The sequence below is a fragment of the Mesobacillus jeotgali genome, assembly GCF_900166585.1.
GTDB lineage: Bacteria > Bacillota > Bacilli > Bacillales > Cytobacillaceae > Mesobacillus > Mesobacillus jeotgali_A.
This window is the reverse complement of sequence record NZ_FVZC01000008.1, coordinates 774,999-793,908: the sequence shown is the minus strand read 5'-3', so window position 1 is coordinate 793,908 and position 18,910 is coordinate 774,999. Positions and strand designations below refer to the sequence as shown.

Here is an 18,910-nt window from a genome sequence, read left to right as displayed (position 1 = left end):
GACATTTTGGTGCTGTTTCGCTTTGAAAATCCTTTTTGAAACCTCTTTCTTAGACATTCTGGTGCTGCTCCACACTTGAAATGTCCATTAAAACCTGTTTCTTGGACATTCTGGTGCTGCTCCACACGGGAAATGTCCATAAAAACTAAAAGTTCTCTAAATGCTGAGGATTTTCGGTTCTCCATCGGCCTTGAATGTTCCTTTGTCTTTTAAAAATTCCTTAATGACATCGACGGCATATACGCCATGGTAGGATTTATCTGCTTCTGCGTCTTTAAACAGCTGCTTGCCTGCTCCGGCAATCCAGTAGTTCTTTTTCATATCGATTTCCTGTCCTCCAACGAGGAGTTTGTGGATTCTGCTGCCTTCTGGATTATATGGTTTAAAGGCCATGAACAATCCTGAAGATCTTAGTATATATCCGCCCTTTTGCTTGAATGGATCCCTGGAGAACACCATTTCCAGATTGTTCTCGAGAGTTTCCAGAATTCGCTCTCCGGTCATCTCCAGCGTGAATAGTTCTGGGTTTGTCGGGATGATGGTATGCAGATCATATTCGGTTATATCACCTTCAGGTAAAGGTGTACCATATCTCCAGCCATGGGAAAATGCCAGGTCGACATCGAATTTGTGCAGGTAGGCATCCGTGATCAATTGATCCATTGGCGCTTCATTCAAGGTCATCCTGTGTAAAATCGACTCTGTTCCGCCCACCACCTTATTCCGCTCCATGCTGTATGGCCCAACGATATCACCAATAACTCGCTCCATCTCCTGATCAACAGGGAAACTCTCATCGATAGCCACCAATTCGTACTGGTAATTCTCAACTTTTCCGCCTTCCAGGTGGATCTCCAGTTTACCAAGAAAGGATGAACTGGATCCTGCCTGTACGACCAATGTGCCATTTACTGTGATTGGTTTTTCAATCCTGTCATGGCTGTGTCCGGATAAGATGACATCAATGCCATCGACACGGTTTGCAAGTTCAACATCAAGCGGCAGTCCCATATGGCTCAATAAAACAATGAGATCCACCTTTTCTTTTAGCTCGCCGACACTTTGCAGGGTCTCTTCCACCACCTTGGAGAAAGATAAGCCTTCCGAAAAGCTGGCAGGCATGGTTTCGTGGACGTACGGATAAGTCAGCCCAATGATTCCTACCTTCACACCGTTAAACTGTTTGATTATATGAGGCTTCAAAAATGAATCATTGGTATTCTGTTCTTTTACGTTGCAAGCAACGGCGGGGAAAGGCAGAGCATTTGCCAGGGAAGATAATTGCTCCTTTCCATAAGCAAAATCCCAATTCCCGGGCACCCAGGCATCCAATCCCATTTTTTGCAACGCTGGTACAATAGCTTTGCCTTTTGTTGCCACCAGTGGGAGTGTCCCGTGAAAGAGGTCACCTCCATCAAGGAATAAAACGTTCTCACTGTGCAACTTAAGATCCTTGATATATCTTGCAATTCTCGGTAAACCACCAGTTTTTCGCAGTTCAGGCTGTTTCTTTCGCCAGAATAATTCATGATGGAGTTCCAGGCTCCCATGTGTATCGTTTTGCTGTATGATAGTCAGCTTTGTCATAGAATCCACTCCTTTCAAAGCATTTTCATAAACATCCTGCTTCAAGATACTTTTGGAAAAGGCTTTATTAGGAAAAATGGGATACCCTTGTCATAAGGTATCCCTTCTTGAAGAGTCAGCGTACAACTCTTCTAAACGATTGTAAAGAGTTTCGCCACTTTTGCCATTATCGAACTGCGCACCGGTTAGGACCGATTTCCATTTCCCGCTGTTCTTCGATATCCGGGTTTATTTTACCCATATTCATCTGCCTTATTTCCTGATAGGAGTTAGGCTGCGGAGGAAGGTTTTCGGTTACTGTCTTCCTGAATGCCTCTTCACTGTCTATTTGCAAACCATGGTTCTCTGCATAAAGGACGCCAAGTTTTTCAGAGATACTGCCGTCATCATTCATTTCATTGATTCCCATATAGTGGGCTGGAAGGACCACCAATTGATCGGCGAGCTCTTTGTAGCGTCCGTATAAGGTGTTCCTCAAGTCGCCTACCCAGTCCTGGGCCAGGCCAGCAAGGTCAGGGCGTCCGATGGAATCGATGAATAGAATGTCACCAGTCAGCAGATACTGGTCATCAATGATAAAAGATGTACTTCCGATTGTATGCCCTGGAGAGTACAATGCCTTGATAACCGTGTTCCCCACCTTAATTTCATCTCCATCCTGGAGTGGTTCATAATAGAATGTAACTTCTTCGGCGTCTTTTAGAGGAAGATAGTATTTAGCTCCCGCTTTTTCGGCCAGCTTTCTTCCTCCTGAAATATGGTCAGCATGAAGGTGAGTATCAAGCAGGGCGACCAATTTGAAATCCCGGCCTGACATGAACTCCTCGTATTGTTCAATCATCCTGTTTGTATCGATGATGGCAGCCTCACCATTTGATTCAACAAGGTAGGAGAGACAGCCCTTTCCGATACGGACGAATTGATAAAGCGATCCGCCATTTTTAAGGTCACCAATCTTAATAGGTTCTAAATGCTCACTCCAGGCTTTCATGCCGCCTTCAATTGAGTAAACATCCGTAAACCCAGCTTCTTCAATCTGATCAGCAACAAACTGAGACGAGCCGCCTTTAGCACATACAACATAAATGTCCTTATCCTTCGGCAGGACATTCATGACAGGATCAACACCTTCAAGGAGATCAAAATATGGTGTGTTATGGACTTTTACATGACGGCCCTCAATTTTCCAGTCATCGAAATCATCCGTATTCCTTGCATCGAGGATGAAAAGATCTTCATGATGAATGACTTTTTGGGCCAGCTCCTTAACTGAGATGGTCTTAGCCATTTTGTACCTCCTATTTTTTTCAGCAATAAATTTAGAATGTCAGTGTAATGTCAGCATCGCTTGCGAAATGAAGGAAAGAAGCCGCGCCGCCTACATCGATCCCTTCGACAAACTGGTCTTTTTCTAGGGACATAACATCCATTGTCATCTGGCAGGCAATCATTTTAACGCCCATTTCTGAAGCCATTTCTACAAGCTGCTCTACAGGAGGAACGTTTTCTCTTTTGAACCCTTCCTGGAAGTGCTCTGTTCCTGCAGGCATAGGAAGTTGCTTGTGCGCCTCCTTATGGATCAGGTTAAGTCCTTCGAATGTGAAAAAAATTCCTACTTCCGCGTCTGTTGCTGCTGCTGCAGTCGCGATATTGAAAACTTTATAAGCGTCAAACATTCCGCCGTTTGAGGCGATAATAGCTACTTTCATTATGGTTCCTCCTCTATTTTTCAACTGATGTTTCGGCAGGGCCTGTCCAGTCCTTCATTCCAGAAACAACATTTATCGTTTTCTTAAATCCCTTTTCAGCAAGCTTTTTCGCTGCCATATCACTTCTCGATCCAGAACGGCATATGATATAGACATCCTCTTCAGGATCCAATTCATTGAAACGCTGCTCCAGTTCTCCAAGTGGAATAGATTTTGCATTTGGAATATGTCCGAATGCATACTCAGCGGATTCTCTGACATCAAGAATCGTAATTTTTTCATTACCTTCCAGCTTTGCCAGTACTTCTTCAAGAGTGGCTGTATAAGGGTGAGGCGATTCATTGCTGAGTTCATCTTCACTAGCTTTGCGGAGATAATGTTTTAGTACATCTCCATCGGTAATTGTGCCAAGGTATTGATTGCCAGTACTTTGAGCCCATGCTTTTAAATCCGTTGTTGATCCTTTATCAGTTGCCTGTACTTCAATAACCTGGCCAGGCTCCAGTTCATTCATGGATTTCTTTGTCTTGACAATCGGCATCGGGCACGCCAGTCCCTTTGCATCCAGTATTTTATCCGCAGAAATCGACATAGTAATCCCCCTTCCTACTCGTTAGTATTTATGAATTTGCACAATCCATACGGCAAAAATCGCCCTTACTCTTATACCTCATACGGTAAATTTTATGCGCATTATTTAAAAAATAAATAAAAACAGCAACCAATATCCTGGCTGCTGTTCATTGTTCTTCTTCCTTATAAATTGGCTGCTAATTATTGCTCAATTTTACCATTAACCAGCAATTGCTTCCATGTCTTGCCCCCATCCTCTGACTCGTAAAGATCGTTCAAGATGGTCATGAAAGCTATTCTTCCTTCCTGATTGGGATCAGCGGCTATATATGTAATAGGATTATCATGATTAAGATGCGGGATTGAAAGCTCTTCAGCTGTTCCTTCCTGGCTGGGATTGAGCTTAAACATCTTAATCTTTTGCTCTTGAACCGGAGATATAAACAGAGCATCCTTGGAAAAAGCCGCTGCAGTTACCATTTCAAATTCTCCAGACTTCCTCATATTCTCCCCGTAATCATCGGTCATGAAGATCCCTTCTTTTGTTGCCATCGCAAATGTTCCGCCATTTTCCGGATGGACTGCCATCATTCCAAGTGTGCTTGCCTCCAGACCGTTCATTTTAACAGTCTCCCAGCTTCTTGCCTGATCTTTGGATTGATATACGCCTCTTTCTAACTCTGAATTAGGCTCTTCATTAATTAAGTACACGACCTTTTCCTTGTAGCCAACTGAAAGGAAGTGGAAATCACTTTCACCATAAAATGCAATTTTTTCTAGTGTTTTGCCCTTATCAGTACTTTTCACGATGCCAAGCGGATTCTTTAAATCTGAACCTTTTTCCGGATGACCGCTTGCGTAGAAACCATCTGCTGTTGCCTGAAAACCCATATAATCGTGGTTTTGTCCGGCAGTCTCCAGCCACTCTCCGTTAATAAACATCTTCAGACCATTATGCGTGGCAATATATAGCCCTTTATCATTACCTGGATACCCTAATCCATGGACATGATCAATTTTCTGTGAAGATGCTTTTTTGATGAACTCTTCTTCACTTATATCACTTGTTATATTCTTGTCAGTGCTCTGCTGTTTTTCAGTGGATTCCTGTTTTTGAGCGGGTTCCTGCTTTTCTTCCGTGCCCGTACAACCTGCAAATATCATCATGATAAAAGCCATAGCTGCGGCCAGAAATATGATTCTATTCTTCATTTGTCTTCCTCCGTTTTCTTTTCTTCGTTGTCCAATAATAGTAGCAGACACCCGCCGCAATCGCAAAAATGGCCATTGCCAGCTGATACTCCGTTTTCCAGCCCAGCAAAGTCTTAACTGAATATGCTTCGATCAAAAGGGCAGGGATTTTTCCGATCGTACTTGATACCATAAAAGCGGGTGCTCCCATTTTACTGTAAGAGGCCGCTAACGTCACTAAACCCGAAGGAGCGAATGGGAAAAGCCGCAATAATATCACGAGGACAAACGCCTCAGGTCCTGCAGTTCTCTTAAGGCGCTCCAATACCTTTGTGGGTTTGTGGTTATTTATTTTTTGTCCCAGTTTTCTAATGCCTTTTCGATAAAGAAAAAAGCTGATGATGGCACCTGCTGCTTCACCTGCAATTGAAAGTACAAGCCCGCCGCCAAATCCAAAATAAAGAATATTAGCGGCCGTAACAAACGCACTAGGAATAATACCCAGCACCGAAATGGTGATACTGACTGAAAGGCTGATTAACATTGCCAGCCATACTGGCTGGCCAGATAAAGTTTCTAATAACCCCATTCCAAGCCTCCGGTAAAAATACATGAATTTGTCACTGCTTCTGCTAAGTTTTTGCAAACTGTCTCGCTAAAATTTATATATAAACGAAAGGAGCTGACCTGAAAAATGAAAAAACTATCTTTAAGTTTATTAAGTGCAGCAATGATCCTGGGTGCAACTACTGTTGCCCTGGCAGAAGACGGCACAGAGGGAAAAGGCATTCTCAATTTTGGCCAGATGAAGCCTTTAATCGAAAAAATGCACCCGGGCTTGTCCAATGAAGAGGTCAAGCAAATGTACAATAACTGCCACGGAACAACTGGTGCCATGCCTAGCAAAAACTTTAAAATGATGGATGGCAGCCATATGGATATTGTTGATTGATAACTGGACAATTTTAGCTTTAAAAGTAAGGTTCTGGATTTATCCGGAGCCTTTTCTTATTTTAGCTGAAGATTAAGAAGAAAGGTTAAAACTACAAATATTTTATCCCATAAAAAACAACCTGGACAAATGGTCCAGGCTGTCTGAGAAACCTTCTTAAATGAATACATCACTATAAACATGCTGCGATGGCAGGTCTGCTACTTCAATACCGCTTTGCGAGTGCTGTGACGGCAGGTCTGCTACTTCAATACCGCTTTGCGAGTGCTGTGACGGCAGGTCAGCTACTTCGATACCTCTTTGTGAGTGCTGTGACGGCAGGTCAGCTACTTCGATACCTCTTTGTGAGTGCTGGGATGGAAGGTCTGCTACTTCGATACCTCTTTGTGAGTGCTGGGATGGCAAATCAGCTAAATCGGTGCCTTCCGGTGAATGTTGAGATGGCAGGTCTGCAATATTTATAGTCATTGTACTTAAATTGATAACACCCGCAAATCCCGCGGCTATTGCAATCATTAAGAAAGCTTTCTTCATGCTTATGCCTCCTCTGCTCTTGGAGCCCTATTTTTAACAATCATATAAACTCAGCAAAACTTCAATAATTTTTCCATTTCAGTCTTTACTAAACTCGCATACTTCTCATTCTTCTGCAGATTGAAGATCATCACTGCTTTTTCAAGATATTCCTTGCCTTTGTTTTCTATACCCAATTTAATGAAATTCATGCCTGCTTGGTAATGAAGTTCTCCAAATAAATACATATTTTCTTCATATATACAATTATCAATCCCTTTGCTGCAATAAATGAGTGAATCCTCATATTTCTCAAGCTTCGACAAAGCCTGTGCAAGACCATAAAGAATCCTTAGCCAGATGCTTGAATCCTGGACCTGCGGAAGCTCTGTCAGCTGGTTCAAGGCCTTCTGGAAAAGTTCAACAGACTTGTCCAGGTTTCCGCTATCCTTTTCGATGATGGCCATACTGGTCAAAATTTCAATTTCGCGTTCAGTCATGTTTGCCTGTTCATGATGGCTCATGGCCAATGCCTGGTCCAGCAAGTCGATGGATTTCAGTTTATCTTCTTCCAGGTAATAAGTGCAGATACCCTGGTGCCATACTAAGAATTGCTTGAAGGACGTGTGCTTGAAAAGGGCATTATCCTGTTCCTTCTGGATTATTTCATTGATAGCGTCATAGTCCCGCTCTCTTTTATAATTTTTGATCAATTCAGTGACAGCGATTGCATAGTTAAACGTGTCGGTGGAAGTAATATCGAAAAAATGGTTAAGCTCTACCTCAAGCTTTGATGCGATTTTAAATAATTGATCAATTGTTGGATATTTCTCTTCTTTTTCAAATTGAATGATTTCCTCTTCAGAACAAATACCGTCCGCTAACTGCACTGCAGTCAATCCTTTAAAAACTCTTGATGACCTAAGAATTTCTCCGAAGTTATATCCAACCAGGCCCATCCCTACACCCCATTTAAACGAATGATTTTATTCTATATTATCATAGTGTTTGTAAAATTAAAAAATTTGTAGGTGAAACAGGCTCAATTATAAGACTCATCGATAGGAAAAGTAGTGGAGTGCGATGCATGCTAACGACAAAAGTATGACAACAAGCGATCCAATCTTGTTTTTTTGCCGCCACAGCGCGATACCGAATAATATATAATACGCTATGATTAAAGCTATGGCGATCCACATAACCAACATCATCTAATCCCTCACCTCTTCAAGATTAGGCAGTTTTGTCTGGCGTCCAAATTCACCAAATCGAATCAAGACATTCACCTTCACTTCCGTGTCCGGAAAGGTGTGCATCCAATCAAATTTCCTGAATTCCCGGAGAGTAGCAAATTCCCTTCTCATCGGAATGGATAGATTGAAGGTTTCTCCTTTAAACTCCTTCTGACTATAAGCAATAAATTCAGTGAAGTTTTTTTCTATGGCAGCAGTAAGAGACTCTTTAAGTTTTTCCACCTTCTCATGATTCTTCGCGTAGTTGATCATGCTGGGGTCACTGTATACTTCTATAAATAACGGAACATCTATTTCAATGATTGGCCTGCCTTTTCCAGTTATCAGCTTATACTTATTATCTCGTTTTTGAGAGATTCTTGCCGAAAGCTTATATTTTTCATTAAACGGATCTTTAAATGCAGTCAGGATATCCTCAGTAACCCATGTACTGTCCAATAAACTAGATATCCTTGTCTCTTCCCCTGTAATTTTCCCAATCATCTTTCCTTCTTTAAAGACTGCGGAGCCAATGAACTGGGCATTGGTTGTCGTGCCCTGCACTTGTATCTCCCCGGCCAGCAGGTCATCATCAGTCGTTTGCATTTCATCTTTCTCTATCTTTTGGGTTGTAGCGTAAATGGCCAGATATAAATCCGCATCAGCTTCTGTGATCCGAAAAAAACTATTCAGGTCAGCTTCAGGAATCATACCTGTTTCCTGGCCCCGTTCAATCATTAGCTCCAAGAATTTGTGAGGCCTCGTTTCAATTTTTGGTTTATTTTCTTTTATAAATTCAACTGCTTCTTCCCTGGTGACTATGAATTGTGTACTTCGCTTAATTTCCCTGTCCTTGGTTGCGCTGTATATCACCCGGATAAAATCCGGGTCACTCGCTAATTCTTCGGAAACTATCATAACCTGCAAGAGATCATAGGAAATTTCCTTCGCCACTACTGTATTTGCTGTATTTCGTGATGAAATAAAATCATCGGCAACAATAGTCACAATTTCCTGTGGCGGCTCATTCGCTCCTCCTGCAGTCTGCTGAGAACCTACCTCAGGATTTGCGATGAGATAGGTTACTTTAACCTTTCCCTCTGCCTTATGCTTATCAAGCCCTATACCGATGACATAGGCTTTTTCGTCTAGTTCTTTATGATCCCAGCACCCAGAAAGGCTTAATGTAACGGCCATGAGAATAATCATCTTGATTATTTTAGAGTGAAGTTTCATTCTTAAAATCCCCCCGAATTTTTGCCACGATCCACATCAATGGCGGAAGAATCATGAAGGCAGGGCTCAATAATACAAGTACTTTTTCCCTTATTACATAGAGATAAATGGATGGGGCATCCGGTGAAATTCCTATTAATAAGATAATTGTCGCGATCAATGGAATGAGATATTCAAACTCCTTAATTTTCAGAATACCTCCCAGTAACGTTGCAATTAGATATAGATAAAAAGAAAACCGGATAAAAGTTGCAACCAGCCAAAAGGGGAAAAACAATGTCTCTACGTTTGCTAAAAAGCCTATTTGAATAAATCGGATTGTTTCGTGAAAAGGATAGTTCAACATTTCAGCAGTAGTGTAATCAAATAAAACAACGAACGCCACAAGTGCCAGACTTAGCTCAAAAGTGATAAAAACAAGACCTAGGAGCGTTCCCTTTTTCATGTCCTTATACGAGGAGACGAGCGGCATAATTAAAGCAAGATAGAGAAAATCAATAAAGATCGAAACGTTTTTAACCGATGCTTTTGCAACTTCAAGAGGCGCTTCACCCCAGAACGGGAATAGATAACCTATTGTGCCTTTTCGAAATGTAAACACAAGCGCTACGAACAGAGTAATCTTAATATATGGAAGCAGCAGCCAGGAAACTGTCCCTATCTGTTCGATGCCCCTCTTTGCTCCATAAGCACAAATTACCATCAAAAGTATGTAAAGAATGATTGCTGGTGTTTTCGTAAAATACATCGAGCCAATGATGTCGACGTAGGTCCCTGAATCCGCAATCACTGCTGCTGTCCCGCCAATTAACATTACAATAGATAGGAGAGTACCGAAAACCTTTCCAAAAAGGTGCAGCAAAATTTCATGCAGGTTTTTCCCTTTATGCGCTGAATACACTTTTATTAATAAAATGATAGGAACAAATGAAAAAATACCGATTAGCAACGCTGACATCCAGCCTGCATTTTTGGCATTTTCGTAAATGATCGCAGGGGTATCATCACTTAACTTCGCTCCAACGGTCAACGAGATAATCGCGAAATATTCTTTTATGCCAATTTTCCCCTGATCCTGTCTCATCGCCTATTCTCCATTAGTCTTTTTTTGTAAATCTGTCGTTTTTAAGAAGCCGGGCCTTAACCTTTCATTTTTCGTTAACCTGCGGAAAATCGTATCCTTGGATGACTTGAAATTTGGTGACATAGGAGCTAAATAAGGCACACCAAATGACTTGATCGAAACCATATAAAATAAGCCCCCGACAAATATTGCTGTCATACCATAAATCCCCATCATCGCGGCACACAGGATAAATAGAAAGCGAGTAAGCCTAACAGCGAAATTCAAACTAATATCACTGACTGCAAACGAACTGAGCCCGCCCAGTGCGACAACTATAATGACAATCGGACTGATAATATTCGCTTCAACAGCTGCCTGTCCAAGGATAAGTGCTCCTACAATACCGATGGTCGGGCCAATTGGGCTTGGGACACGCAATCCCGCTTCCCTGATTAATTCAAATGCGAGCTCCATGATTAAAATTTCGATCACCGCAGGAAAAGGAACCTTTTCCCTTGAAGCCGCAATTGCCAGGAGCAAATCTGGCGGAATCATTTCAGCATGGAAAGTGGTTATTGATATGTAAATAGCAGAAGTGAAAAGCGTGATGAAAAGAGCAGTCATTCTTAATGCCCTCGTAAAGTTCCCATAAAAAAACCTAAGATAATGATCTTCGGGCGTATGGAAAAAAGACCAAAATGTTGCCGGAAGAACAAGACTATCAGGTGAGTTATCCATTAATAGGGCGATATAACCATCCTCTAAAAATGAAGCTGCCCTGTCAGGCCTTTCTGTTGAAAGCATACTCGGAAATAAAGAGTAGTTTCGTTCCTCAATGTATTCTTCCAGCAGTGAGAGGTTTTGGATCGCATTCACCTCTAAGCTGCCCAGTCTTTCCTTGATATTGTCAATTAACTTTTCATTGGCAAGGCCGCGAATATACAGGATAAAAACATCATTGTGGGACCGCTTCGAAACTTCCACTACTTCAACCATAAGGTTTTCGTTCCTGATTTTTTTTCTGATTAATGAAATATTTGCTACAGCTTTTTCATTGAACGCTTCCTTGGGTCCCTTGATGAGAATTTCACTATCCGGTTTTTCTATCGCCCTGCTTTTAAAGTCTGGACAATCCAAAATATATGCCTTCGGTTCTCCATCCACTATGAGCAGCGCATTGCCTTTGTTAATATCTTTGACTGCATCCTTGAATATGGTAATTTCATTCACCATTTGTATCGCAACTATATCCTTCACCTTTTTAATAGAAGCAGTATTTTCAGTTAAAGGCTTTAGGATATTTTCTTCTATACTCTTAACATCTGTAATTGTGCTAATAAACACAAGCGCCGCGTGCTTATTGAAGCCGTCTAGAAACAATTCTCGCAATTTAATATCCTTATTTTCAGGAATACTGTAAAGCTGTTTTAAAATCGATAAATTCTCCTGAAGATTTCTGCTGAATCCCTTTTCCTTAAGGGACTCCTGCTCTCCCTTCAGATCATCTACTGCGGGAGCAGGGTTCTTTTGCTGTTTTGTAATCAGCCTGAGCATTTCCTTCAACATAATAATCTACTCCCCGCGATTCCAGTTACCTTGTTTCCTTATCTTAACCTTTACTAAGTTGCTATGTTTTATGAGGTTTACCCACATAAAAAAACTCAGGAGGCTTCCTGAGCTTGTTAGTCCTTATCTTTTTTTTCGTGCCGCCAGCAGATACACGGCCCCTGCTCCCAGTGCAATAATACTGATCGGAATTATGTACGGTTTGGCGGCGTCCTTGATGCCTGACCAATTTTCGCCAAGAACGATTCCTAGATATAGAAAAAATATGGTCCACGGAATCATTGCAGCAATCGTATAAAGCGTGAACTTTATTGCTGACATGCCTGCAATTCCTGCTGGTATCGATATCGCGTGCCGAACTACTGGAATGAATCTCGCCGAAAAAATGACACCTGACCCATATTGTTTGAACCATTTTTCCGATAATTCCAGATGGTGATGATTGATCAATAAGTATTTACCGTACTTTTCCAGAACAGGACGGCCGCCGAAATATCCAAGCCAGTACAGGAACAGCTGGGCAATCGTCCCGCCAATGGTTCCCGCGACTACTGCACCTGCAAAATCAATAGTGCCTTCAGAAATCATATACCCTCCATATCCAAGGACAATTTCACTTGGGATGACTTCAAGCATCAAACCGAGGGCAATTCCCAAGTACCCAAGGCTCGAAAGCCAGTCCAGTACAGTCCCGACAAATTCATGCATTTACACCACTCCTATTCCGCTCACTTTTAAAAATATATTTATGTATGTCCAAGTTTATTTCTACTTTTCCTGTACACGAAGAAGAACCTGCCCTTTGGACAGGTTCTTTTTAAAGGAGAAGCTAGCAGCGCCAGCCGCCTCTCAGTAAAATCCTAAGGCCGATGTAAATAATGACAAGTGCAAAGATCAGGATGATGACAAGCCCGATTAATTTTAAGAATGGCAAGCCTAAAAGTGCAGCAAGTGATGCAGGAGCAAATCTGAAAAGTACCCATCCAGCCACAATGGCTGCAAGAAATACAAACAAATTAGAGTTACTGAACGACATTGATTATCCCTCCTTTACTCCCAGCATATGTATGAACATCTGTCTCGGTACGGGCTAATGAACAATTTTGACTTTTTTGTGTAAAAAATATTGTGCTCGACAAGAATAGAATTACATAAATCTTCCTACACCTGTTTTTGAGTAGGAAAAAAGGGAAAAGTAAATATTGTTTTCATACATATAACAAGAAGAAAAGAGGAGGAATCAAAATGACGAACCATTTATACATGCGCTTTATCAGGCTGCCTATTTTGGCAAGGATCCTGATGATTGCTGCTGTGATGATTTTTCTGTTTGGCTCGCTCATTCATTATATAGAGCCCAAAAGCTTTCCGACCATTTTTGATGGCGTCTGGTGGGCAATCATTACGGCATCAACAGTCGGATACGGGGATTTTTACCCGGTTTCTGTTGCAGGAAGAGTTACAGGAATGATCCTGCTGCTGGTAGGGACAGGCTTTTTGTCATCTTATTTTATCCATCTTTCTGCGGCAACTGTTAACAAACAGAATGCTTACTCGGAGGGGAGAGTAGGTTTTAAAGGCAACGGGCATATCATTATCATTGGATGGAACGAAAGGTCTCGTACGATTTTAAGATCTCTGATTAAAACTGAATCACTCATCCTTGTAGATGACACCCTGGGGTCTAATCCGATTAAGGATGATAATGTCCATTTCATAAGGGGGCGTGCAAACAAGGATGAAACCTTATTGAATGCCGGCATCTCTACAGCAAAGAAAGTGATTATTACTTCCGACCAAAACCTTGATGAACTCCAGGCTGACATGAATACAATCCTTACGCTGCTTGCCATAAAAGGATTGAATCCGGATATCCGCTGCATTGCTGAAATTCAAACTAGCGAACAGATTAATAACGCAAGGAGGGCTGGAGCGGATGAGCTGATCCCCACTAATGCTTTAACTAGCGCGGTCCTTTTAAACAGCATCTCCTCCCCTGAGGTGGTGAGCCCTTTATTGGATTTGCTCGGCGAATTAAACGGGAAACACTTGTCTTATATTGAGGCAGAAGCTTCCCTGATCAACAAGGACTTCCCGGAAGCCAGCAGTTTTTTGCAGAGGGAACGGAAGATTATTTTGATTGGAATAAAAAGAGGGGATAACGTAATCGTCAGCCCCCTAAACAATATCAAGATCAAATATGATGATCAGCTTCTCGCCATTTCAAACGATTAATGTGGCAATAAGGCAGATTCTACTTCACGGACAAGCGAACGCCCAACTTCGATGTACTTTTCCGGAAAGCTCGCATCCTTATCCACCGGTTCCTGGAACTGGTTGAAGGATGCGCTGGCATTCCCTATCTCCGCATGGTCATCTATTCCTCGCTGATATTTGTGCGAAATCAGGAATGGACGCTGCAAGGCAACCGTGCAGCCCTTTGAGTCTAACTGGCCATCAATAGCCTTAAAAGGCAGCCGCAAAAATTGGTAGCCAACCTCATCATCTATTTTGTAATCAAAAGCCCCATGGTCGTAATCCCAGTTACCCCCTATCGAGTATCCTAACGGTTTAAGCATCTGTTCCAATTTAAAAAGATCAAAATGTTTGCCCTCAAGCTCAGATTGTATCTCGATCAATGGTTAGTCCGCCTTTCCATGTGTTTTGCTTAGTTTTAACCAAAAGACACGAATTAATAAGTACAGAAAGCTCTGCTTGGTGACGGACACTTCTTCTGTATCGATGCCATTTTTTGGCCGTCATGGCTTCTCGAATTGGAAAATTTACGTGATTTTCACCATTCTTCATCCGTGAAAAAAGGAGCACCCGAACCTGTCGGGTACTCCTGTTCCTGCATTATTAAAGTCTCTTTTCCAATTCTGCTTTCTTTTCTTCGAATCCCGGTTTTCCAAGCAATGCGAACATGTTCACTTTGTATGCTTCTACGCCTGGCTGATCGAATGGGTTTACGCCGAGCAGGTATCCGCTCATTGCGCATGCTTTTTCAAAGAAGTATACCAGGTAGCCGAATGTGTACTCATCCAATTGTGGAATCGTCAAGACCAGGTTCGGTACACCACCGTCTGTATGAGCTAGCATTGTTCCCTGGAATGCTTTGTTGTTAACGAAGTCAACTGTTTGGCCGGCTAGATAGTTCAAACCGTCAAGGTCGCTTTCAGCCTCTTCAATAGTCAATTCATGACGTGGTTTCTCGACTTTGATGATTGTTTCAAACAAGTCACGTCGGCCTTCCTGGACGTATTGTCCAAGTGAGTGAAGGTCAGTCGAGAAGTTGGCTGAAGAAGGATAGATTCCCTTCTGGTCTTTTCCTTCACTTTCGCCGAACAGCTGCTTCCACCATTCAGAGAAGTACTGAAGTGATGGCTCATAGTTGATCAGCATTTCGATCGTCTTGCCTTTATTGTAAAGAGCGTTACGGACTGCAGCATATTGGTAGGCAGGATTTTCTTCAAGTTCTGACTTGCTGAAGTCTTCCCTTGCCTGTGCAGCACCTTTCATCATAGCTTCGATATCTGAACCGCTGACGGCGATTGGCAGCAAGCCTACTGCAGTCAACACAGAATAGCGTCCACCGACATCGTCAGGAATCACGAATGATTCGTAGCCTTCCTCGTCAGCGAGAGTCTTTAGTGCTCCACGAGCTTTGTCAGTTGTGGCGTAAATGCGCTTTCGTGCTTCCTCTGCCCCGTATTTCTCTTCAAGCAGCTTGCGGAAAATACGGAAGGCAATTGCCGGCTCGGTTGTTGTACCGGATTTTGAAATAACATTGATGGAGAAGTCCTTTCCATCCAAAAGGTCCATCACATCGGTCATATAAGTTGAACTGATGTTGTTGCCAATGAAAATGACCTGCGGAGTCTTGCGCTTTTCTTTAGAAAGCGCGTTATAGAAGCTGTGCTGTAAAAATTCCAGAGCAGCACGTGCTCCCAGATAAGAGCCGCCAATTCCGACAACCAGCAAGACATCAGAATCATTCTTGATCTTTTCCGCTGACTTCTGGATGCGGGCAAATTCTTCTTTATCATAATCTACAGGAAGGTCAATCCAGCCTAAGAAGTCGCTGCCTGCACCCGTTTTTTCGTGTAATGAATGATGTGCTACTTTTACAAAATCTCTTAAGTATGTAACTTCGTGTTCACCAAAAAAGCTAAGCGCCTTTGAGTAATCAAAACGAACATGTGTCATGTCTGATCCTCCAATATTTTATATTCTCTATCACTTTATCGAAATGAATCCCAATAATCAAGAAACACCCCAACTTGTAAGCGTGTCCAATTGTGAAATATTTTTTACTCTTCTGCGACTCGCTTATCTTTTTCCTATTTGGCCGCTTTTAAACACTTTTTATGAAGAACCACGGTGCTGTTTTACCCTAAAAAAGAAGGATCCGGGAAATACCCGGATCCGGCCAATTTTATAAAGACATACGATAGATATCAAGTACGTCGTCTCGTTTTAGCTTTGCAAAGTTTCCAAATTCGCCATTCGCCATTGCTTTGTCAGCCATCAATTCCAGTTTGCTGTCATCGATGTCATAATCAGCAAGCCGTGATGGAGCACCAATGCTGTTCCAGAATTCGCGCAGCTTTTCGATTCCTTCCAGACCAGCTTCTTCGTCTGTCTTGCCTTCCGTATTCACACCGAAGACCCTTACAGCCATCTTTTTGAAGCGTTCTGGTTTTACCTTCAGATTATGCTTCATCCAGTTCGGGAACAGGATGGCCAATCCGCCACCATGAGGGATATCGTATACAGCTGAAACAGCATGTTCAATATTATGAGTCGCCCAGTCACCGCGATAGCCCATATTAAGGATTCCATTCAGCGCCATTGTTCCGGAATAAAGGATCGTTGCACGGTATTCATAGTTTTCCAGGTCTTCAAGAAGCTTTGGAGCTGTTTCCATTACTGTCAACAGCAAGGATTCACACATGCGATCCTGGAATTCTGTGTTTTCGGTCAGGTGGAAATAGTGTTCAAATACATGGGACATCATATCAACAATTCCATATATCGTCTGATCTTTCGGGACTGTAAAAGTATTTACAGGATCGAGGATCGAGAATTTCGGGAATGTCACCGGACTGCCCCAGCCGTATTTCTCATTCGTTTCCCAGTTGGTGATGACCGAACCAGCATTCATTTCAGAGCCTGTTGCTGCCAGAGTGAGCACCGTTCCAAATGGAAGAGCTTCTGCAGCAAAAGCCTTCTTGGTTACCAGGTCCCATGCATCGCCGTCGTACTTTGCGCCTGCAGCGATTGCCTTTGTGCAGTCGATGACGCTTCCGCCGCCAACGGCAAGCAGAAATTCGATCCCTTCTTCTTTACAAATTTTAACACCCTTATGAACAGTCGAGAGTCGAGGGTTTGGTTCAACACCCGGAAGCTCGTATACTTCTGCTCCAATTTCTTTAAGAGTGTTCATGACGGAATCATAAAGCCCGTTTCGCTTGATGCTGCCGCCGCCATAAACAACAAGAACTTTCTTTCCGTATTGCGGAACTTCATTTTTAAGTTCTTCTAGCTGATCTTTTCCAAATATAAGTTTTGTTGGATTGTAAAAAGTAAAGTTATCCATTTAAGTCACCTTCCTCTAGAGATTATTATGTTCTTTTTCAAAAAGCATTGCAAAAAATACACTTCTTAATGTTCTCTAATGTGCTGCAAAATGTTACAACTTTTTTTATTCGGGTAAGTTTTTAATATATAGAGGATGAATAATTCATACCGGGCTGAAACACTCTATAAAAGAACAAATTTAATTTTAAGGAGGAAACATCCATGAGCGGTATTCAACGTGCAGCACTTGTTCTTACCATTATCGGAGCCATCAACTGGGGGCTAATCGGATTCTTCCAATTTGACCTTGTTGCAGCAATCTTCGGCGGACAGGATTCAGCATTGTCAAGGATCGTCTATGGTTTGGTCGGTCTTGCCGGTTTAATTAACATTGGACTTCTTTTCGCACCGAGCGAAAGGGAGGAAAGAGCAGCAGAACCTCGTGCTACTCGCTAATACAAAAAACCCGCCGAATGGCGGGTTTTATCATTTTAAGATAATACTTTCTTGATTCGTTCAATTGCCCAGTCGAGTTCTTCTTCACTAATGACTAGTGGAGGGGCGAAACGAATGACCGTATCATGCGTTTCTTTGCATAGCAGGCCTTCTTCTTTTAATTCTTCGCAGTACTTGCGGGCTGGTTCTGTAAGCTCGACGCCAATAAACAAGCCGCGTCCGCGGATATCCTTGATGATTGGGTTATCGATTTCGCGCAGCTTGGCAATGAAATATTCTCCAAGTTCCAGTGAACGTTCAGGAAGTTTTTCATCAATCAGCACATCAAGTGAAGCGATGGAAACCGCACAAGCCATTGGATTGCCTCCGAAAGTCGATCCATGGGAACCTGGATTGAAGACGCCCAAAACGTCATTGTCCGCAACGACACATGAAATTGGGAATACTCCGCCGCCAAGTGCTTTGCCAAGGATATACATATCAGGCTCGATTCCTTCCCATTCGCATGCGAACATCTTACCAGACCTTGCCAGGCCAGCCTGAATTTCATCCGCGATGAACAGGACATTATTCTCCTTACATACATCATAGGCTGCCTTCATGAAGCCTTCGGGCGGGATGACGATACCCGCTTCACCCTGAATTGGTTCAATCAGGAAAGCTGCTGTATTCGGCGTAATCGCTTCCTTCAGAGCCTGAAGATCTCCGTATGGAATCAATTTAATCCCTGGAAGCATCGGGCCGAAACCGCGTTTGTACTCTTCCTCAGAGGATAAAGATACTGCCGTCATTGTGCGGCCATGGAAGTTGCCAATACAAGCGATGATTTCCGCCTGGTTTTCTGCAACCCCTTTGACATCATAAGCCCAGCGGCGAGCAGCCTTCACAGCCGTTTCCACTGCCTCAGCTCCTGTGTTCATCGGCAGGGCCATCTCTTTGTTAGTTAACGAGCAAATCTTCTCATACCAGGGACCAAGCTGGTCATTATGGAATGCTCTTGAAGTAAGCGTCACACGATCTGCCTGGTCCTTCAGTGCCTGAATGATCTTAGGGTGGCGGTGCCCCTGGTTGACTGCAGAATATGCACTAAGCATGTCCATATATTTGTTGCCTTCAGGATCCTCTACCCAAACACCCTCTGCCCGGGAAATTACGATTGGCAGCGGATGATAATTATTCGCACCGTATTTTTGCGTCTGTTCAATCAGCGAACTCGTTTTTGTCGTCATGAACCTTCCTCCGTTCCAAT

General features: G+C 42.6%; 20 protein-coding genes. 3 read left to right on the top strand and 17 right to left on the bottom strand.

Going from position 1 to position 18,910, the window contains the following annotated elements:
* Positions 1 to 156 precede the first annotated feature (156 nt).
* From B5X77_RS09035 to B5X77_RS09010, 6 genes are all read right to left on the bottom strand, one after another.
* Entirely contained in the window at positions 157 to 1,587 is a 1,431-nt protein-coding gene (locus B5X77_RS09035) for a bifunctional metallophosphatase/5'-nucleotidase (protein ID WP_079507250.1), read from the bottom strand.
* 166 nt (positions 1,588 to 1,753) lie between these two features.
* Complete coding sequence (locus B5X77_RS09030; RefSeq protein WP_079507248.1) at positions 1,754 to 2,875, bottom strand: MBL fold metallo-hydrolase; 1,122 nt, start codon at positions 2,873 to 2,875, stop codon at positions 1,754 to 1,756.
* Positions 2,876 to 2,906: 31 nt separating this feature from the next.
* Complete coding sequence (locus B5X77_RS09025) at positions 2,907 to 3,296, bottom strand: DsrE/DsrF/DrsH-like family protein (protein WP_079507246.1); 390 nt, start codon at positions 3,294 to 3,296, stop codon at positions 2,907 to 2,909.
* Between the two features lie 13 nt (positions 3,297 to 3,309).
* The gene (locus B5X77_RS09020; RefSeq protein ID WP_079507244.1) at positions 3,310 to 3,888 is read right to left on the bottom strand and encodes a sulfurtransferase TusA family protein; all 579 of its coding nucleotides are present in this window, start codon (positions 3,886 to 3,888) and stop codon (positions 3,310 to 3,312) included.
* 182 nt (positions 3,889 to 4,070) lie between these two features.
* Positions 4,071 to 5,081 (bottom strand): F510_1955 family glycosylhydrolase, encoded by a 1,011-nt coding sequence (locus B5X77_RS09015; RefSeq protein ID WP_079507242.1) that lies wholly within the window; start codon positions 5,079 to 5,081, stop codon positions 4,071 to 4,073.
* On the bottom strand, positions 5,071 to 5,649 hold the full coding sequence (locus B5X77_RS09010) for a TVP38/TMEM64 family protein (protein ID WP_079507240.1): 579 nt from the start codon (positions 5,647 to 5,649) through the stop codon (positions 5,071 to 5,073). Before B5X77_RS09010 ends, B5X77_RS09015 begins: the two co-directional genes overlap by 11 nt.
* Positions 5,650 to 5,754: 105 nt before the next feature.
* Between B5X77_RS09010 and B5X77_RS09005 the strand changes: the two genes are divergently transcribed.
* Positions 5,755 to 6,012 carry a hypothetical protein gene (locus B5X77_RS09005; protein WP_079507239.1) on the top strand — a complete coding sequence of 86 codons (258 nt, stop codon included), beginning with the start codon at positions 5,755 to 5,757 and terminating at the stop codon, positions 6,010 to 6,012.
* Positions 6,013 to 6,168: 156 nt separating this feature from the next.
* Here the strand turns inward: B5X77_RS09005 and B5X77_RS09000 are convergent, their stop codons facing one another.
* The 7 genes from B5X77_RS09000 to B5X77_RS08970 all read right to left on the bottom strand — a co-directional run bounded on the left by B5X77_RS09000 (position 6,169) and on the right by B5X77_RS08970 (position 12,661).
* Positions 6,169 to 6,546: a hypothetical protein gene (locus tag B5X77_RS09000; RefSeq protein ID WP_079507237.1), complete on the bottom strand. Its 378-nt coding sequence runs from the start codon at positions 6,544 to 6,546 to the stop codon at positions 6,169 to 6,171.
* Positions 6,547 to 6,596: 50 nt separating this feature from the next.
* Positions 6,597 to 7,484, bottom strand: a complete 888-nt coding sequence (locus tag B5X77_RS08995) for a helix-turn-helix domain-containing protein (RefSeq protein WP_079507235.1) — start codon at positions 7,482 to 7,484, stop codon at positions 6,597 to 6,599.
* Between the two features lie 252 nt (positions 7,485 to 7,736).
* Positions 7,737 to 8,993, bottom strand: a complete 1,257-nt coding sequence (locus B5X77_RS08990) for a Ger(x)C family spore germination protein (protein WP_079507233.1) — start codon at positions 8,991 to 8,993, stop codon at positions 7,737 to 7,739.
* A complete protein-coding gene (locus tag B5X77_RS08985; protein WP_079507231.1) occupies positions 8,977 to 10,077 on the bottom strand; it encodes a GerAB/ArcD/ProY family transporter in 1,101 nt (366 codons plus the stop codon). Before B5X77_RS08985 ends, B5X77_RS08990 begins: the two co-directional genes overlap by 17 nt.
* A 3-nt stretch (positions 10,078 to 10,080) precedes the next feature.
* Entirely contained in the window at positions 10,081 to 11,625 is a 1,545-nt protein-coding gene (locus tag B5X77_RS08980; protein WP_257391757.1) for a spore germination protein, read from the bottom strand.
* A gap of 123 nt (positions 11,626 to 11,748) precedes the next feature.
* Entirely contained in the window at positions 11,749 to 12,333 is a 585-nt protein-coding gene (locus tag B5X77_RS08975) for an undecaprenyl phosphate transporter UptA (protein ID WP_079507229.1), read from the bottom strand.
* A gap of 121 nt (positions 12,334 to 12,454) precedes the next feature.
* Positions 12,455 to 12,661, bottom strand: coding sequence for a hypothetical protein (locus B5X77_RS08970; RefSeq protein WP_079507227.1), 207 nt, complete (start codon positions 12,659 to 12,661; stop codon positions 12,455 to 12,457).
* A 209-nt stretch (positions 12,662 to 12,870) separates the two neighbouring features.
* Here B5X77_RS08970 and B5X77_RS08965 point away from each other — a divergent pair, with 209 nt between their 5' ends.
* The gene (locus B5X77_RS08965; RefSeq protein WP_079507225.1) at positions 12,871 to 13,860 is read left to right on the top strand and encodes a potassium channel family protein; all 990 of its coding nucleotides are present in this window, start codon (positions 12,871 to 12,873) and stop codon (positions 13,858 to 13,860) included.
* Here the strand turns inward: B5X77_RS08965 and B5X77_RS08960 are convergent.
* The 3 genes from B5X77_RS08960 to B5X77_RS08945 all read right to left on the bottom strand — a co-directional run bounded on the left by B5X77_RS08960 (position 13,857) and on the right by B5X77_RS08945 (position 17,224).
* Positions 13,857 to 14,264, bottom strand: a complete 408-nt coding sequence (locus B5X77_RS08960) for a YugN-like family protein (protein ID WP_079507223.1) — start codon at positions 14,262 to 14,264, stop codon at positions 13,857 to 13,859. The genes B5X77_RS08965 and B5X77_RS08960 overlap by 4 nt on opposite strands.
* A 220-nt stretch (positions 14,265 to 14,484) precedes the next feature.
* Positions 14,485 to 15,831: a glucose-6-phosphate isomerase gene (locus B5X77_RS08950; protein WP_079507219.1), complete on the bottom strand. Its 1,347-nt coding sequence runs from the start codon at positions 15,829 to 15,831 to the stop codon at positions 14,485 to 14,487.
* 229 nt (positions 15,832 to 16,060) lie between these two features.
* The gene (locus tag B5X77_RS08945) at positions 16,061 to 17,224 is read right to left on the bottom strand and encodes an iron-containing alcohol dehydrogenase (RefSeq protein WP_079507217.1); all 1,164 of its coding nucleotides are present in this window, start codon (positions 17,222 to 17,224) and stop codon (positions 16,061 to 16,063) included.
* Between the two features lie 203 nt (positions 17,225 to 17,427).
* On the opposite strand from B5X77_RS08945, the gene B5X77_RS08940 reads away from it, so the two are divergent.
* On the top strand, positions 17,428 to 17,661 hold the full coding sequence (locus tag B5X77_RS08940) for a DUF378 domain-containing protein (RefSeq protein WP_079507215.1): 234 nt from the start codon (positions 17,428 to 17,430) through the stop codon (positions 17,659 to 17,661).
* Between the two features lie 35 nt (positions 17,662 to 17,696).
* Here B5X77_RS08940 and B5X77_RS08935 read toward each other — a convergent pair whose 3' ends face one another.
* A complete protein-coding gene (locus tag B5X77_RS08935; RefSeq protein ID WP_079507213.1) occupies positions 17,697 to 18,890 on the bottom strand; it encodes an ornithine--oxo-acid transaminase in 1,194 nt (397 codons plus the stop codon).
* Between the last annotated feature and the right edge of the window lie 20 nt (positions 18,891 to 18,910).

Coding starts and splice junctions, on each gene's coding strand:
- B5X77_RS08965 (WP_079507225.1), top strand. CDS start 12,871: ATGACGAACCATTTATACATGCGCTTTATCAGGCTGCCTATTTTGGCA.
- B5X77_RS09000 (WP_079507237.1), bottom strand. CDS start 6,546: ATGAAGAAAGCTTTCTTAATGATTGCAATAGCCGCGGGATTTGCGGGT.
- B5X77_RS08940 (WP_079507215.1), top strand. CDS start 17,428: ATGAGCGGTATTCAACGTGCAGCACTTGTTCTTACCATTATCGGAGCC.
- B5X77_RS09010 (WP_079507240.1), bottom strand. CDS start 5,649: ATGGGGTTATTAGAAACTTTATCTGGCCAGCCAGTATGGCTGGCAATG.
- B5X77_RS09025 (WP_079507246.1), bottom strand. CDS start 3,296: ATGAAAGTAGCTATTATCGCCTCAAACGGCGGAATGTTTGACGCTTAT.
- B5X77_RS09020 (WP_079507244.1), bottom strand. CDS start 3,888: ATGTCGATTTCTGCGGATAAAATACTGGATGCAAAGGGACTGGCGTGC.
- B5X77_RS08990 (WP_079507233.1), bottom strand. CDS start 8,993: ATGAAACTTCACTCTAAAATAATCAAGATGATTATTCTCATGGCCGTT.
- B5X77_RS09035 (WP_079507250.1), bottom strand. CDS start 1,587: ATGACAAAGCTGACTATCATACAGCAAAACGATACACATGGGAGCCTG.
- B5X77_RS08945 (WP_079507217.1), bottom strand. CDS start 17,224: ATGGATAACTTTACTTTTTACAATCCAACAAAACTTATATTTGGAAAA.
- B5X77_RS08935 (WP_079507213.1), bottom strand. CDS start 18,890: ATGACGACAAAAACGAGTTCGCTGATTGAACAGACGCAAAAATACGGT.
- B5X77_RS09015 (WP_079507242.1), bottom strand. CDS start 5,081: ATGAAGAATAGAATCATATTTCTGGCCGCAGCTATGGCTTTTATCATG.
- B5X77_RS08975 (WP_079507229.1), bottom strand. CDS start 12,333: ATGCATGAATTTGTCGGGACTGTACTGGACTGGCTTTCGAGCCTTGGG.
- B5X77_RS09005 (WP_079507239.1), top strand. CDS start 5,755: ATGAAAAAACTATCTTTAAGTTTATTAAGTGCAGCAATGATCCTGGGT.
- B5X77_RS08950 (WP_079507219.1), bottom strand. CDS start 15,831: ATGACACATGTTCGTTTTGATTACTCAAAGGCGCTTAGCTTTTTTGGT.
- B5X77_RS08995 (WP_079507235.1), bottom strand. CDS start 7,484: ATGGGCCTGGTTGGATATAACTTCGGAGAAATTCTTAGGTCATCAAGA.
- B5X77_RS08985 (WP_079507231.1), bottom strand. CDS start 10,077: ATGAGACAGGATCAGGGGAAAATTGGCATAAAAGAATATTTCGCGATT.
- B5X77_RS08970 (WP_079507227.1), bottom strand. CDS start 12,661: ATGTCGTTCAGTAACTCTAATTTGTTTGTATTTCTTGCAGCCATTGTG.
- B5X77_RS08980 (WP_257391757.1), bottom strand. CDS start 11,625: ATGTTGAAGGAAATGCTCAGGCTGATTACAAAACAGCAAAAGAACCCT.
- B5X77_RS09030 (WP_079507248.1), bottom strand. CDS start 2,875: ATGGCTAAGACCATCTCAGTTAAGGAGCTGGCCCAAAAAGTCATTCAT.